Source organism: Streptomyces sp. 2323.1 (genome assembly GCF_900221035.1).
Taxonomy (GTDB): domain Bacteria; phylum Actinomycetota; class Actinomycetes; order Streptomycetales; family Streptomycetaceae; genus Streptomyces; species Streptomyces sioyaensis.
Genome location: NZ_LT907981.1, coordinates 7027548 through 7041447, shown reverse-complemented (window position 1 = coordinate 7041447; position 13900 = coordinate 7027548). Strand labels below are relative to the sequence as shown.

The following is a 13900-nucleotide window of genomic DNA, read 5'->3' as shown; positions in this document are numbered from 1 at the left end:
CGTAAACCCCAGGTCGCGTGGTCTGCTGCGACGGGAGCAACACGCCATGCTGATCGTTTGGAGACACACCCGTTCTCGCGGAACATGATCGGCACCTTCGCCGAGCTGGTACGCGGGAGCGGGAACCCGCAGGCAGCCGACGTCGGGTGCGGGCCGGGGCATCTGACGGCCATGCTGCACGACCTGGGGCTGGACGCCTTCGGGCTCGACCTCTCCCCGGGCATGGTCGACCATGCCCGGCGGGCCCATCCGGCGCTGCGGTTCGACGAGGCGCGTATGGAGGCCCTGCCCGTCGAGGACGGCGCGCTCGGCGGCGTGCTGGCCCACTACCCCGCCTGGGGAATTGCCCGCGCTGCTCGCCGAGCAGGTACGTGTCCTGGCACCAGGAGGCCTGCTCCTGGTCTCGTTCTTCGCGACCGACGGACCGGAGCCGGTCCGCTTCGACCACAAGGTGACGCCCGCCTACAGCTGGCCGGTGGACCGGTTCGCCGAGTTGCTGGCCGGGGCCGGGCTCGTCACGTTCGCCCGGCTGCTCCACGATCCGGCCTCCGAACGGGGCTTCCTCGACGCGCACTTGCTGGCCCGGCGTCGCGGGCCAGGCGGGATTTTGCGGACACGGCCTAGGTGTACCCGAGCAGGCCGGGCAGACCCGCGAAGGAATCCAGCACGTGGTCCGGTGTGCCGTCGGCGGCCCGGTGGGTCTCCGGCAGGTATTTGCCGGTCTTGACGAGCACGCCGGTGATCCCGCGGCGCTGGGCCGCCAGCACATCGGACTCGATGTCGTCGCCGATCATCAGCGCCTCCGACGCGGGGACACCGAGGTGGGCCAGGGCGGTGTCGAAGAACGCCGGTGAGGGTTTGCCGGTGACCGTGGCCGTCACCCCGGCGGCCCGCTCCAGCCCCGGCAGGAAGGCTCCGGTGTCGAGGTCGAAGCCGTCCGCGGTACGCCAGTACAGATTGCGGTGCATCGCGACCAGATGGGCGCCTCGCTGCAGATGCCGGAAGGCGCGGTTGAGCACCGGGTAGCTGAATTCCGGGCCCGCACCACCGAAAACGATCACATCCGGGGCGTCCTGGCCCGCGGCTCCCTCCCGCTCGCCCTCCCGCTCGCCCTCCGGCTCCCCGACGAGCTCCACCCCTTCCAGGTCCGCGCCGACCTCACCGCTGCTGATCAGCAGACATCGCGCGTCGGGATGGTGGGCACGCAGGTAGGCGGCAGTGGCCGTGGGGGCGGTCAGAATGTCGTCGGCACCGACCGGGAAGCCCTCCCGGGCCAGCCGTCCGGCGACCGCCGCGCGGGTGCGGGAGGTGGTGTTGGTGACCAGGACCAGCGGGAGTTCCGCGGCCCGCAGCCGTTCCATCGCCTCGACCGCACCGGGCAGCGCCTTCCAGGAGACGGTGAGCACGCCGTCGATGTCGATCAGGACCGCTCCGATTCCTTTCATACGCCGACGGTAACCACGTCCGGCCGTGGCAGGCGGCAGCGCGGGGCCGACTTGCGCGTCCCCCGCGGACGGTGTTAGTTCGAAAGTGAGGTGTGGACGCAGCTTCCGTCTCCCCTGGGTAGGGGGTGCACACGTGCTGTTCACTGACCGCGCGGACGCGGGAACCCGGCTTGCCGAGGCGCTACGGCATCTGGAGGGTGAGGATCCCGTCGTACTGGGCCTGCCCCGAGGCGGGGTCCCGGTGGCCTTCCAGGTGGCGCGGGCGCTCCATGCCCCGCTCGATGTGATCGTGGTCCGCAAGCTGGGCGTCCCCTATCAGCGGGAGCTGGGCTTCGGCGCCATCGGCGAGGGCGGCGTACGGGTGATCAGCGACGACATCGTCCGCCGCGGCCGGCTCGACGAGTCGGATCTGGCTTCCGTGGAGCATGCCGAGGCGGCGGAACTCGCGCGGCAGGCGGAGCGCTTCCGCGCCGGGCGGCAGCGGCTCCCGCTCGACGGCCGGACGGCGATCGTCGTGGACGACGGGGTCGCCACCGGCGCCACCGCGGCGGCCGCCTGCGAGGTGGCGCGGGCACAGGGCGCGGCCCGGGTGGTGCTGGCGGTGCCCGTGGCGCCACCGGACGCGGCCGAACGGCTGCGCACCGCTCTCGATGAATTCGTGTGTCTCTCCACGCCGTTCGCCTTCTCCGCCGTCGGCGAGTGGTACCGGGACTTCTCCCAGACCCCGGACGACGAGGTCGTCTCGCTGCTGGCACAGGCCGCGGAGGGCCCCGGGGCAGCCGCCGGCACGCCGGAGGGGCCGGCGGCGGACGAGGACGTGGAGCAGGAGGTGGCGATCGACGCCGCCGGGGTCCGTCTCACCGGCGACCTCATGGTGCCGGCGGGCGCCGGGGCGGTGGTGATGTTCGCCCACGGCTCGGGCAGCAGCCGTCACAGCCCGCGCAACCGGCTGGTCGCCGCGGCCCTGAACGACGCGGGCCTGGGCACCTTGCTCTTCGACCTGCTCACACCGGCGGAGGAAAACAACCGGGCGAAGGTCTTCGACATCGAAACCCTCGCCGGGCGGCTGGCGGACGCCACCGGCTGGCTGCGCGGCCGCACCGCGGGCCAGATCGGCTACTTCGGGGCGAGCACCGGAGCCGCGGCGGCGCTGCGGGCCGCCGCCGGCTCCGGCGCGGACGTCGGTGCGGTGGTCTCCCGCGGCGGCCGCCCCGACCTCGCCGGTCCGCACCTGTCCGGCGTACGGGCGCCGACGCTGCTGATCGTGGGCGGCAACGACACCATGGTCATCGAGCTCAATCGCGCGGCCCAGACGGCGCTGCGCTGCGAGAACCAACTGGAGATCGTCCCCGGCGCCACCCATCTCTTCGAGGAACCGGGCGCCCTCCAGCAGGTCGCCGACCTCGCCCGGGACTGGTTCCTCACCCACCTGGTGAAGCAGGTGTAGTCCGTTCTCGGGTCTGAGCGAGTCGCAGTTTCGCAAGCTGGTCGCGCTGGTGCGCCGTCCCGGCGGTGATGTCCAGCGTGGTCGGCCGTGGCGACTCTGCTTGGAGGACCGGGGGCGGGCGAGGTCCCAGCCGCGGGCCCGCAGATTCGGCGCGTGGTGGGTCAAGACCGTGCAGGTGCCGTTGAAATGGGGGCGCTCGAATGGCCCTCGTGGTTCAGGACGCGGCGGGCGGCTGCCAGCCAGCGGTCCTTGCGGACTTTCGCCTCGTGCAGCCGGTCGGAGTTCTGCTGGATCAGGCGGCGCTGGGTGCGGGTCTCGGCCGCTGCCCAAACCGTCACCAGCTTCGCCGACTTCTGACACGCCACGTCTCTGCGGGCGGTGGCGCGTTCGGCCACCGTGGGCTCGGCCGTCTCCCAGCGCTTGTTCCCGGCTGCGGCATAGGGATCCGGGTAGTCGAAGCCTGCTTTCGCCATGCAGGTGTGCCATGTGCGCAGGGCGTCGCGTACTTCGGGGGCGCGCCGGGAGGTTTCCAGGGCGGTGACGGTCAGCTGGTTGAAGGCGTGGTCGTCGGGTGGGGCGGTGTCGCCGACGAGTTGGTGCTGGGCGGTCTTGAGACAGCCGCCCGTGCCGGAAGAGCCGTAGGCCGCGCGCTGGGTCTCGGCCGGGAGCGCTTCGCGCTCGTCCCAGGCGCGGTTGCGCCGTACCACCGACGGCGGGTCGGGGCGCGGGTGGTACCCGTAGCGGACGGCCGCGGCCTCGTCGGCTCCGTAGCGTCGGAGGTTCGGCGGTTTGGTGTCCTGGGGATCCACCCGCGGCAGGGTCTTCCACTCCATGTTCAGGTCGTTCATGCACCGACGCATGAGGATGTCCTGTGCGTCTTCCACGAGGTGGGTCTCGGCCACGGTTGATGCATAGGCGTCCAGTGGCAGACGGAGCTGCCTGGCCTGCCGGGACACCGGCGGGGAGTGCGAGGCGGGCGTGGACTCGTGCTCCGCGGCTGTGCAGGCGGTGGTGACCAGGAGCAGCAGCGCGAGCGCGGTGGTGGTCCGGGCGCGGGAGGGCGACATGGTTGCCTCTCGTCGTGCGGTGCGCGGTGAGTGGGGTGCGGTGGCAGGTGGGGCGGGGTGCGGCTCCAGTCGCCGCACCCCGCCCGACAGCGTTCGTTAATGAACGGCCCTGCTGTCAGCTGAACTCGACGGAGCTCGTGGCGTCACTCATGCCCGAGTGGTGGCCGAAGTGGGCCTCCTTGTGGTGCGGCTTCAGGGTGAGGCTGGCGCCCGTGTAGCCGGCATCCGAGTAGAACGTGACCGTGCGGTTGCCCAAGTTCTCGGCGGAGCTGATGGTGTCGTTCCACCCATCGTGCTTCAGGTTCTTCATGTTATGAGTGAAGGTCGTGTTCCGGTTCTCGAAGTTGGCGTCCTGGTAGACCTTGACCTTCGTGACACGGCCCTTGGTCGCGGCGACGTCCGCGTGGGCATCGGCGGAGGCCGGCAGGGCGGCACCGAGCGTGAGTGCGGCAGCGGCGGTGCCCGCAGCGACTATGTGACGGATACGCATGATGTGTTCCCCTTTTGGTCATTCTCACGTGATGCACGTGATGTTGGTTGTGTGCTGGCCGGTCCGCCCATGCCCCGAAGTGGGGCATTACGGCCCGTGCAGCACGATTGATTCAAGCCCTCGCTACAGCGGGGCAGAAGGTGATTCGAGGAGATTCGAAGGACCAGTGGGCACGTAAGGCGAGGCGATGACTCAACACGAGCAGTTCGGCACGGTGACGAGCACTTCGCCGCGTACGGGGCGCGGGCGGAAACGGCGTACGAGTGCTCGTGGGAGATTCGGGACGCCTACGGCTACCGGGACTTCGGCGCTGGCGAGGCGGCGGGCTGTTCCCCCTCGTTCGAGGGCAATTCGCCGTCCCGAGTCGGAGAACATCCTGCTCGTCATGGAGGACGGCGTCGCCTACAAGGTCCCGGAGGGCTCTCTGCTGCGCTGGTAGTACACGGAATTGCGGATCCGGGCGCGCGTGACCAGCCCGGCCCGGTGGAGTCGGGCGAGGTGGTAGGAGACGGTCGAGGGGCTCAGGTGGTGGATGGTGGCGAGCTGGGTGGTGGTGCGCGGCACGTCGAGGTCGGCCAGCAGGGCCCCGCGGGTAGGGCCAATTACCTCGCCCAGCGCCTGCTCTGCTTCCTTGCTCGGTCGGGCTGACGCGGCTCTGGGGTGGGTGGGGTAGATGAGATAGACGGGGCGTTCCCCGCGGGGGTCGACGCTGAGCAGCCAGTTGTGCGCCAGGGGCGAGGGGAAGAGGACGAGGTGTGTGCCCCCGGCCACCTCGGCGCTGAGCCGGTCGAGCAGGCGGAGGGAACCGTCGCCGTAGCAAAATGCCTCGTGCAGCGATTCCAGTGCACTGCCCATGCCGTAGTCCGCGAGAAGCCTGGTCCGCAGGGTGATGTCCTCCTCGGCGTGGGCGGCGACGGCCGACCACTGCCGCGCGAGGCGTCCGTCCCAGAACGCATCCATTTCGCAGGCGAGTCGGTCGGCAAAGTCCTGCTCGCCGCGGTCCACGGCGTCCCGTAAGGTGCGCAGCGCAGCCGAGGCGGCGGGGGTCTGCTGGGGCTCCGCGCCGAGCAGTCGGCTGATCTGCCGAGCCACGAGGTGGCTGGGTGCGGTGGCGACGCGGTGGAGATCCTCGTGCGGATCCGGGGGGCGGCCCGCGGGCGGCGGGGGTGTCAGGAAGACCGGAGCGTAGAAGACCGGAGCGAAGGCGTGTACCACTCTTCGTACCGCGGCAAGCAGGCTCAGCCGCTTCTCCTGTAATACGTCGGTGACTTCGCGGCTCGGCAAGGAGCCGTGGGGCACCGCATTCGGCCGACAGGGGTGCAGCACCGCACCGGCGTGCATCAGAGGCGAGACCGCGAACCGGGTGGCCGCCAGCGCGTCCGCGCTCAAAGGGATGGTGATCACGGGGCGCCTTCCATGTCCTGACCTTCGAAGCTGATCGAATCACCTTTTCCCAGGACTCGTCCACCGATTGGCTCCGAATTCCGGGGCGCCGGCACGACTGTCACCGGCGCCCCGGATGAAGCAAGGGGAAACTCTGTACCCTTGGCCGCGATGGCAGAGACCGAGCGCGAGAAGTCCGCGCTGGAAGCGCTCGACACGGCCGTCGCGCACGGGAGTCCTGCGGTGGCCACCAGCGACGCGGAAGGGAAGCGCAGAGGCTGTCCGGTCGGTTATCGCCCGACCGGGTTGAGGTAGGTGGCCGGGTTGGTGGCGCCGTCCTGCTTGAGGATCTGTCCGCCGAAGGGCCACTTCAGGGTGAAGTGCTCCGTCTCGTTCGGCGGTGTGACCAGGAACGTCGCCGGAACGAACTTCTCCTTCTGCGGCGTGGACTTGGCCACCGGGAGCAGGGTGATGCTGAAGTCCACCGTGTCCCCCTGCTCCAGGATCATCTTTTCGGGCTTGATGGAGGAGCGCGCCAGCGACCAGGTGCTGTCGGTCTCCTGAGCGCCGATCATGTCGACACCGGCGAAGCCGGACAGGGTGCAGGTGCGCTTGCTCTGATTGGTGAACCAGATGTACGCCTGGGTCTGCTTGTCGGTCTGCTCCATCTCCGGCCTCGCGTCCTCCCCCGTGGCGAAGCCGGCCTTCAGGTCGGCGGCGTGGCAGCGGGTCGGCTCGGCTCTGACGGGGGCGGCCGAGGCCGGGATGGCGGTAGCGGCAGTGCCGGCGACGACGACGGCCGCAACGGCAACGGCGGTGAGCTTGCTCTTCATTTCGGGATCCCCCTCGAATACGAATCGGCGCGCGAGGTCAGTGCGCGCCTACGCACCTCAAGATGCGCACTGTCCGGGGGAGGTTCGGTGCGCCGGGCGCCTTTTCCGGACAATCAGGGTGCGGGCCCGTCGCGGCGTCACGGGGAGGACACCGCAACGGCCTGCGTCCTCGCTCAGCGTCCGATCCAGCACAGCGCGACCGATGGCAGCGTGTGCGGCCTGAGCCGCATGGCGCTTGGTTCGCCCCTCGTCAAGACGTCGCTTCTGATGGCTGGTTTCGCTCGTTGAGCGGTGCATGACGGATTTGGTTGTGCGGTTGATACCGTGCGCCTGGCCGCCGGCGCCAAGCCCCGGCGACGCGAACGGCGCCCCTCGCACCTGCGCACGACAGGAGGACGCAAAAAGCAACCTGACCGGCATGTTTGTCGCCCTGTCAGGCTTGAGCGCAAGGTCATCCACCAAGGCGTGGCAGGTATAGCGCCCTCAGTTGAAGCAGGTACGGCGCCCTCAGTCGAGGGTGAGTTCACCCATCTTGCTCCAGCCGTCCGCACCCTCGATGGTGGTGCTCACGATGTCGGGGGTGTGGCGCAGCAGCGGACGCATCCGCTCCAGGCCGGCGCGGAAGTGGTCGGAATTGACGTGCGCTTCGGCCGCGTCGTCCTGGAATGCCTCGACCAGGACATAGGTGTTCGTGTCGGCAATGCTGCGGGACCATTCGAACCACAGGTTGCCGGGCTCGGCGCGGGTGGCGCTGGTGAAGGATTCGACGTGCTGCGGCCACTCGTCGGCGTATTCGGGCTTCACGGGAAACTTGACGACAATGAAGATCATCCAGCGATGATAGGTCACCCGGCACGAGCCTCCGTCACCCCGGGGGACTCCGGGTATCGGCCCCGGTCTCCGGGGTGCGGGTCAGCGATTTGACGAGCAGCGCGCCCAGCACGATCAGCGCCACACCCAGCCAGGTCGGCCCGGCGTCGAAGGCGAGCACCATGATGCCCACCGGGGTCAGATAGCCCGCCAGCGGGATGAGCAGGCTGCTGACGGGGGGTTCCGGCGGGCCGGACACCTTCCGTTCCTGCCGTACCCGGGCCCGTACGACCTCCGGGTACCACTGGGTGAACTGCAGCGCGACGATAATGGCCCCGATCTGGATGACCCAGCCCGTCCACAGGTTATTGGAATTGTGCAGTACGAGGTCGTCGTAGGCGCCGGATATCGCCGCCACTCCGAATGCGGCACCCCATACACCGGTGATGTAGTAATTGGTCCGCAGGAATGCCGGCTCGTGCCAGAGTTCACGGGGCACCTGTTCCCGGGCGTACTGCAGGGTGAACGGCACCCGGACCGCCATGGATCCGAGGGCGATCACCAGCAGCGCGATATTCGAGATTTCTCCGGAGTAGTTCTCCAGCCAGCGGTGGGTGCCCGCGGAGGCAAAGATGCCGATGACCGCCATCACCGCGAAGAAGACCACATCGGATACTTCGAGGATTTTGAAGGACGTGCCGGGATGGCGTACGCGGCCGACGAGGACGAGCGCGACGGCCAGCGCGAGGGCGATGCCGACCGCCAGCTCGTAGCGCCCCGGCCCGACGAGGACGGACATGGCGATCCAGGGCGCCATTCCGACGACGGGGCTGTCGAGAAACTGCGACAGCCGCCCGTCGGCGGCGGTCTCCTGCCGGCCGAGTGACATGGCAACTGCCCCTCCTCGGGTGCAACTCCTTTCACGTTAAACCGCCGCGGCGGCTCCCTCTACTCGGGCGCCGGACGGTCCGGGAGGCACGGCGGCCGAGGGGCCGAGGGGCGCGGCCGGGCCTCCGGCGCGGCGTGCGGGGTGGCGTGCGGGGCACCTCGGGGGTGGTTCAGGGGCGGGTCAGGGCGACCCCTGACGACATCGCGGCGCGGACGCGCGAGGCTGTTCGCATGAGATCTTCTACCGTGTTCCGCAGAGCAGTTGTCGGAGCCGCTGCGCCGTTGCGGCGCCGTTCCGACGTGAACTCCGGCCGCCTGCCGGGCTGGAGCGGATGGTCAGGGAGGGGACCGGCGAAACGGCCGCGTCCTCCTGACACGCGCGTGGGCTCCTGGCCTCCGCTGAGTTGCGGACGCCAGGAGCCCACGGGTGGCCCCTCGGCGGGGGCCGGTCACCGTCCCGGCTTCAGGACTGCGGCCGCTTGCCGTGGTTGGCACCGTTCTTGCGACGGGCCTTCTTCTTACGACGGCGCTTCGATGACATGGCGTCCCCTTCCTGACGTGCTCAGCGATATGTTTCGCCGAATTTCTACCACTTCACCACGGTATCTTGCCCGGCGATCACGGAGCCCCGTACCCGGCCCCGCGCGACTCATCCCGCCCCGAGGTGTGAATCACCCCACGACGTCCCTGGTCGGCGGGTGTACAGCGGCCTCACAGATCGGCGTCCTCGCCGAGGTAGAGCCCGGCGAACGCCTTTGCTGCGGACTCGGAACCCAGCAGCCGCCGCAGCCGCGCCCTCGCCGTACCCGCCTGGAACCGGTCGCCGGACGAGGCGCCGTGCAGCACCTCCGAGAGCCACTGCGAGAACTCCAGGTACTGCCAGACCCGCCGCAGGCAGGCCTGCGAGTATCCGGCGAGGCCGCTGTCGTCGCCCCGGTAGTGCGCGATCAGCGCATCGCCGAGCAGCAGGGCGTCATTGATCGCGAGGTTCATGCCCTTCGCGGCGATCGGCGCGATCAGGTGCGCCGCGTCGCCCGCCAGGTGCAGACGGCCGTGAACCATGGGCTCCACCACGTAGTTGTGCATGCCCAGGACCACCTTCTCGATCAGCGGCCCTTCGGTGAGCGGCGGGGCGCCGGCGGCGGCGAGCCGGGTGCGCAGCTCGCTCCACACCCTGGTGTGCGACCAGGTGCCGGCGTCCTCGCCGGGCGCGACCTGGAGGTAGTAGCGGGTGACCTCCGGGCTGCGGGCCATATGCGCACCGAACCCGCGCTCGTGGATACCGAAGACCACACCGTCCGCGGACGGTGGCGCCTCGGCGAGCAGGGCGAGCCAGGCGACACCGTGGTCATGGCGGGTGAGGACCGCGCGGTCGGCGGGTATGGCCGCCCGGGTGACCCCGCGCGCGCCGTCACAGCCCGCGATGAAGTCGCAGGCGAGGTGGTGCCGCTCGCCGGTCGCCGGGTCGGTGTACGACACCGCCGGCCGCGCGCTGTCGATGTCGTGCAGCCGCACCTCCCGTACACCGAAGCGCACGTCCCCGCCCGCCGTGTCGGCGTAGGAGGCGAGCAGGTCGGTGACCAACAGCGGCTGCGGATAGACGAAGTGACGCCGTCCCGACAGCTCCGCCGTCCGGACGGTGTGCCGCTCCCCGTCGAAGCGGAACTCGAACTCTCCCTGGGTGGCGGCCCGTTCGAGCAGCCGGTCGGCGAGCCCGTGCCGTGCCAGCGCACGCACCGCCCACTCCTCCATGAACCCGGCCCGTGGCCGCTGCTCGATGAACTCCCTGCTCTCCCCCTCCAGCACCACACAGTCGACCCCGGCGGCGCGCAGCAGATTCGCCACGGTGAGCCCGGCAGGGCCCGCGCCGACGATGACGACGCCGGTTTGTGTGCGGGGGAAGGAGGTGGTGGATGGCACGTCGCGGGTTCCCTTCGGAGCGGGGAGAAAGATCGCAGGCAGTATGGCGGTTGACGACGGCGGGCGAGCGGGCGCCCCGGCCGTCAACCGATCACGACCCCGCTGTCGCCGGGCGGTCACGCTGTGTCGTTCCGGCTGACCGGGTCTGCCGGGCGCCGGGGTCGGGACAGGTGTAAGGAAGAGATATGAGCGTCCGGCGCGGTCGCACCTCTCCCGGCGGACCCTGGCGGCTGGGCCATGGGTTGATCGCCCTCCCGCTCGTGCTCATCGCGGCGATCACGGTGATCGACATCAATACCCCGACGACCATCCACCTGGGACCGTTCCTGGTGGCGGCACCCGCGATCACCGCGTCGTTCGCCGGTGCCGGTGTCACCGGCGCGGTCGGCGTGCTGGCAGTAGGGGCCCAGGTCATCATCGGCGAGCTGCACGGCGGACTGCTGACACCGAACCATCAGGCCCAGATCGCCGCCCTCGTCGTGATTTCCGTCCTCGTCACGGTGTTCCGCTACCTCCGCGACCGGCGCGAGCGACAGCTGCACCAGGTGCGGTCGGTGGCCGCCGCGGCGCAGGAGGTGCTGCTGCGGCCGCTGCCGCACCGGGCCGGACCGCTGCGGATCGCGTCCACATACCTCGCGGCGGAGGCCGAGGCCCAGATCGGCGGAGATCTGTATGCGGCGGTGCCCGCCCCGGGCGCGACCCGGCTGGTCGTCGGTGATGTCCGCGGCAAGGGGATGGCCGCCGTCGGGGAGGCCGCGGTGCTGGTCGGGGCCTTCCGTGGGTCCGCCTACCGCAACCTTCCGCTGCCCGCCGTGGCGGCGCACCTGGGCAATTCCGTGTACTGGAACACGACTCAGCTCGACGGCGCCGGGCCGGAATCCGCGGAGTCGTTCGTAACCGCCCTGGTCGTCGACGTCCACAACGACAGCCCGTTCATCGAGCTGGTGAACTGCGGGCATCCGCCGCCGTTGCTGCTGCGGAACGGCGCCGTCCAGGTGCTGGAGGTCGCCGAGCCCGCCCTCCCCCTGGGCCTGACCGCCCCCTCGGAGGGCGATTTCCGGGTGGAGCGGTTCGGGTTTTCGCCCGGCGATCTCCTGCTGCTCTACACCGACGGCGTCATCGAGGCCAGGGACCGCACCGGCACGTTCTATCCGCTGATCGACCGGCTCATGTCCTGGAACGAGACCGACCCCACGGCCCTGGTGCGCCGGCTCCAGCACGATCTGCTCCGGTACGCCGGCGGGACCCTGGGCGACGACGCGGCCGCGATAGCGATCGCCACCCCGCCCGGGGCCCCGAGGTGTGGGCCCGGCGCAGATCAACCCCTGTCCACCGGAAGCGGATCGCGGCCTGCACCGCCCGCCGAGGCCGGCCGCCGGTCCACGGTGACCAGCAGCAGCGCCGCGACGATCAGCACGGCCTGCACGGCGAACGCGGACGACACCCCGACCCGGTCGGACAGCGCGCCCAGCGCCAGCGGTGCCGCCATGATCGCGGAGTTCACCACGAGTTGGTTGCGGGCGGCCGCGAGGTCGGAGCGGTCCGGCGCGGCGGCGATGGCGTGCGAGAAGCTGAGCGGGAAGAGGTTGGCCACCCCCGCTCCCGCGATCAGCAGCGCAGCGCTGGACAGCACGAGCGCATGCGACGACCAGAAGATGCCGAGCCCCGCCGCGGCGAGCAGGAGCGAGCCGGTCAGCACCCGGGGCGCCTTGCCCTGGTCGTTCACCAGCCGGCTCCCCGCCGTACGCCCGATCAGGATGCCCACGGCGAAGAGGGTCATGAGGGTGGCGGCATGGCTGATGCTGAGGTCCAGGCGGCTCACCAGCAGGGGCGCTCCGTAGAAGACCGTCCCGAACTCGATGCCGGCCGCGGCCCCCAGAGCGGCGGCACGCAGCCAGAAGCGGCCGGGCAAGCGGCCTTGGCGCACGGTGCCGGCGGCGGGGCCCTGGTCGGGCAAGGGCCGGCCCCGGCCCAGCGCGTAGAGGAGGACGAAGGCGACGACCGGCAGCGCCAGCCCCGCCCGCCAGCCGCTGTCGGTGCCGCCCAAGGAGCCGATCACGGCGGGGGCGAGCACCGCGGCCAGACTGGCGGTCGCGTTCGCCTCCACCAGCGCCCGGTCCCGGTGCGCGGAGTGGTGCACGGAGAGCAGCGCGAGGCTGGACGTCTGGAGCATCGGTCCGGTGAGACCCAGCAGGGCCGTGGCGGCGAGGGTGAACGCGACGGTCTGGCCGACGGCGAGCAGGACGGCGCCGCATGCGGTGCCGATCACGGACAGCCAGAACAGCCGGTGCCGGCCGAGGCGGCGCAGCGCCTGGGTGAAGAAGAGGCCGGACAGCACACTGCCGGCGGCGAACGTGGTGGAGTGCAGGCTCATGACCAGGTAGCTGAAGTCCAGGTCACGCCGGAGAAGGGTGAGGAAGGGGGCGAGGGCGTACAGGCAATAGGCGTAGGCCGCCAGGCTGGTGTACCCCAGGGCGGTGAGGCGATCGCGCCGGAAGACCGGCCCGTCGCTGTGGGTGGAGAGGTCGGAGGAACCGGCCTTGGCCGTCCCGCGAGGGGCGGTGGGGCCGCGTCGTCGCGGGACGGTCATAGGTCAACAGCCTCCGGCAACCGCAGGAATGACGGAGATCTTCGACCCGTCCGGGGTGACGGTCCCCAGACTGTCGGCCCCGCGGATGTCCTCGTCTTCCACGTAGACGTTGATGAAGCGGCGCAACTTCCCGTCGTCGTCCAGGATGCGTGAGCAGATGCCCGGGAAGTCGCCCTCAAGCGCGGTGAATGCCTCGCCGACGGTGCCCGTGTTCAGCGACACCTCGGCCGCGCCGGCGGTGTAGGTGCGCAGGACCGTGGGAATCCGGACTGTCACCGGCATGGTGAGCCCCCTTCTGTGTGGGTTGCCGTGGTCGGGGTCACCGGGTGGTGCCCCGCAGTGGAGCCGAACTGCATGTCCTCCTGGTCCGCCACGTTGAGCACCGCCCCGGCCGCGTGCCGACGGAACGACACCGCCTCGAAGCCCGGGACGACGTGGCGGGCCCCGCCGGCCCGCAAGGGCGCCGGGTCGAGACGGCTCACCGCGACGCAGGTGGCGCCGGCCGCGGTGGCCGCACGTACCCCGCCGGAGGTGTCCTCGAAGACCAGGCACTCGGCGGGCGGGATGCCCAGCCGGCGGGCGGCCAGCAGATAGCAGTCCGGCGCCGGTTTGCCGCGGGCGGATTCGCCCCAGGTCACGGTGGTGCCGAAGCGGCCCGTCAGCCCGAGCGTCCGCAGCGCGCGGTCCGCCCGGGCTGCCGAGGCACCGGTGACGAGGGCCAGCGGTACGCCCGCGCCGGCCAGGTCGTGTACGAGTTCGGAGGCATGGGGAACCGGCGTGAAGGCCAGGTCGGGTTCGGACTCACGCACCCGGGTCAAGACCTTCGCCCGGTCCGGTGGAGCGAGCGGGGCGAACACCGTCTCGACGGTGTGCTCGGGAACGCAGCCGTACACATGGGCCGCGAACTCCCCGTCGCTGATGGTCAGTCCGTACTCCGAGGCCAGCCCGTTCCACAGGTCGGCGACAGCTTGGTCCGTATCGACCAGGACGCCGTCCATGTCGAACAGCACGCCAGAAAACTGCACAG

Annotated in this window: 13 protein-coding genes and 3 pseudogenes; 4 read left to right on the top strand and 12 right to left on the bottom strand. The window is 70.6% G+C overall.

Annotated features, from left to right (window positions below; all coding sequences use genetic code 11):
* Positions 1–36: 36 nt before the first annotated feature.
* A pseudogene (locus CPH93_RS30440) lies at positions 37–589 on the top strand (class I SAM-dependent methyltransferase); the annotation flags it as partial.
* Positions 590–620: 31 nt separating this feature from the next.
* Here CPH93_RS30440 and CPH93_RS30435 read toward each other — a convergent pair.
* Positions 621–1445 carry an HAD-IIA family hydrolase gene (locus CPH93_RS30435; RefSeq protein ID WP_096214669.1) on the bottom strand — a complete coding sequence of 275 codons (825 nt, stop codon included), beginning with the start codon at positions 1443–1445 and terminating at the stop codon, positions 621–623.
* A 133-nt stretch (positions 1446–1578) separates the two neighbouring features.
* On the opposite strand from CPH93_RS30435, the gene CPH93_RS30430 reads away from it, so the two are divergent.
* Both CPH93_RS30430 and CPH93_RS30425 read left to right on the top strand, forming a co-directional pair.
* On the top strand, positions 1579–2892 hold the full coding sequence (locus tag CPH93_RS30430) for a phosphoribosyltransferase family protein (protein ID WP_093482058.1): 1314 nt from the start codon (positions 1579–1581) through the stop codon (positions 2890–2892).
* 13 nt (positions 2893–2905) lie between these two features.
* Positions 2906–3004 (top strand): annotated as a pseudogene (locus CPH93_RS30425) (IS5/IS1182 family transposase); the annotation flags it as partial.
* Positions 3005–3053: 49 nt separating this feature from the next.
* On the opposite strand, the gene CPH93_RS30420 reads toward CPH93_RS30425, so the two are convergent.
* The 8 genes from CPH93_RS30420 to CPH93_RS30390 form a co-directional block, all read right to left on the bottom strand.
* Complete coding sequence (locus CPH93_RS30420; RefSeq protein ID WP_096214668.1) at positions 3054–3959, bottom strand: hypothetical protein; 906 nt, start codon at positions 3957–3959, stop codon at positions 3054–3056.
* Between the two features lie 115 nt (positions 3960–4074).
* Positions 4075–4449, bottom strand: coding sequence for a peptidase inhibitor family I36 protein (locus tag CPH93_RS30415; RefSeq protein WP_096214667.1), 375 nt, complete (start codon positions 4447–4449; stop codon positions 4075–4077).
* Positions 4450–4851: 402 nt separating this feature from the next.
* Positions 4852–5853, bottom strand: coding sequence for an ArsR/SmtB family transcription factor (locus tag CPH93_RS30410; protein WP_093482061.1), 1002 nt, complete (start codon positions 5851–5853; stop codon positions 4852–4854).
* 269 nt (positions 5854–6122) lie between these two features.
* Entirely contained in the window at positions 6123–6665 is a 543-nt protein-coding gene (locus CPH93_RS30405; protein ID WP_096214666.1) for a DUF4232 domain-containing protein, read from the bottom strand.
* Between the two features lie 507 nt (positions 6666–7172).
* Complete coding sequence (locus CPH93_RS30400; RefSeq protein ID WP_096215653.1) at positions 7173–7496, bottom strand: putative quinol monooxygenase; 324 nt, start codon at positions 7494–7496, stop codon at positions 7173–7175.
* Between the two features lie 34 nt (positions 7497–7530).
* On the bottom strand, positions 7531–8364 hold the full coding sequence (locus tag CPH93_RS30395; RefSeq protein WP_096214665.1) for a hypothetical protein: 834 nt from the start codon (positions 8362–8364) through the stop codon (positions 7531–7533).
* Positions 8365–8826: 462 nt separating this feature from the next.
* Positions 8827–8904: a 50S ribosomal protein bL37 gene (locus CPH93_RS37655; protein WP_370454205.1), complete on the bottom strand. Its 78-nt coding sequence runs from the start codon at positions 8902–8904 to the stop codon at positions 8827–8829.
* Between the two features lie 170 nt (positions 8905–9074).
* The gene (locus tag CPH93_RS30390; RefSeq protein ID WP_096214664.1) at positions 9075–10283 is read right to left on the bottom strand and encodes a 4-hydroxybenzoate 3-monooxygenase; all 1209 of its coding nucleotides are present in this window, start codon (positions 10281–10283) and stop codon (positions 9075–9077) included.
* A gap of 185 nt (positions 10284–10468) precedes the next feature.
* Between CPH93_RS30390 and CPH93_RS30385 the strand changes: the two are divergent.
* A pseudogene (locus CPH93_RS30385) lies at positions 10469–11503 on the top strand (PP2C family protein-serine/threonine phosphatase); the annotation flags it as partial.
* 98 nt (positions 11504–11601) lie between these two features.
* Here the strand turns inward: CPH93_RS30385 and CPH93_RS30380 are convergent.
* From CPH93_RS30380 to CPH93_RS30370, 3 genes are read right to left on the bottom strand one after another with little or no spacing between them, the layout of a single operon-like run.
* A complete protein-coding gene (locus tag CPH93_RS30380) occupies positions 11602–12873 on the bottom strand; it encodes an MFS transporter (RefSeq protein WP_096214663.1) in 1272 nt (423 codons plus the stop codon).
* A gap of 3 nt (positions 12874–12876) precedes the next feature.
* Entirely contained in the window at positions 12877–13155 is a 279-nt protein-coding gene (locus tag CPH93_RS30375; RefSeq protein WP_093482066.1) for a MoaD/ThiS family protein, read from the bottom strand.
* Positions 13146–13898 (bottom strand): HAD family hydrolase, encoded by a 753-nt coding sequence (locus CPH93_RS30370; RefSeq protein WP_159395077.1) that lies wholly within the window; start codon positions 13896–13898, stop codon positions 13146–13148. Before CPH93_RS30370 ends, CPH93_RS30375 begins: the two co-directional genes overlap by 10 nt.
* Positions 13899–13900: the final 2 nt, after the last annotated feature.

What these genes read in the sequence shown, in the direction of transcription:
- CPH93_RS30435 (WP_096214669.1), bottom strand. Translation starts at nt 1,445, where the DNA reads ATGAAAGGAATCGGAGCGGTCCTGATCGACATCGACGGCGTGCTCACC.
- CPH93_RS30420 (WP_096214668.1), bottom strand. Translation starts at nt 3,959, where the DNA reads ATGTCGCCCTCCCGCGCCCGGACCACCACCGCGCTCGCGCTGCTGCTC.
- CPH93_RS30415 (WP_096214667.1), bottom strand. Translation starts at nt 4,449, where the DNA reads ATGCGTATCCGTCACATAGTCGCTGCGGGCACCGCCGCTGCCGCACTC.
- CPH93_RS30405 (WP_096214666.1), bottom strand. Translation starts at nt 6,665, where the DNA reads ATGAAGAGCAAGCTCACCGCCGTTGCCGTTGCGGCCGTCGTCGTCGCC.
- CPH93_RS30400 (WP_096215653.1), bottom strand. Translation starts at nt 7,496, where the DNA reads ATGATCTTCATTGTCGTCAAGTTTCCCGTGAAGCCCGAATACGCCGAC.
- CPH93_RS30395 (WP_096214665.1), bottom strand. Translation starts at nt 8,364, where the DNA reads ATGTCACTCGGCCGGCAGGAGACCGCCGCCGACGGGCGGCTGTCGCAG.
- CPH93_RS37655 (WP_370454205.1), bottom strand. Translation starts at nt 8,904, where the DNA reads ATGTCATCGAAGCGCCGTCGTAAGAAGAAGGCCCGTCGCAAGAACGGT.
- CPH93_RS30380 (WP_096214663.1), bottom strand. Translation starts at nt 12,873, where the DNA reads ATGACCGTCCCGCGACGACGCGGCCCCACCGCCCCTCGCGGGACGGCC.
- CPH93_RS30375 (WP_093482066.1), bottom strand. Translation starts at nt 13,155, where the DNA reads ATGCCGGTGACAGTCCGGATTCCCACGGTCCTGCGCACCTACACCGCC.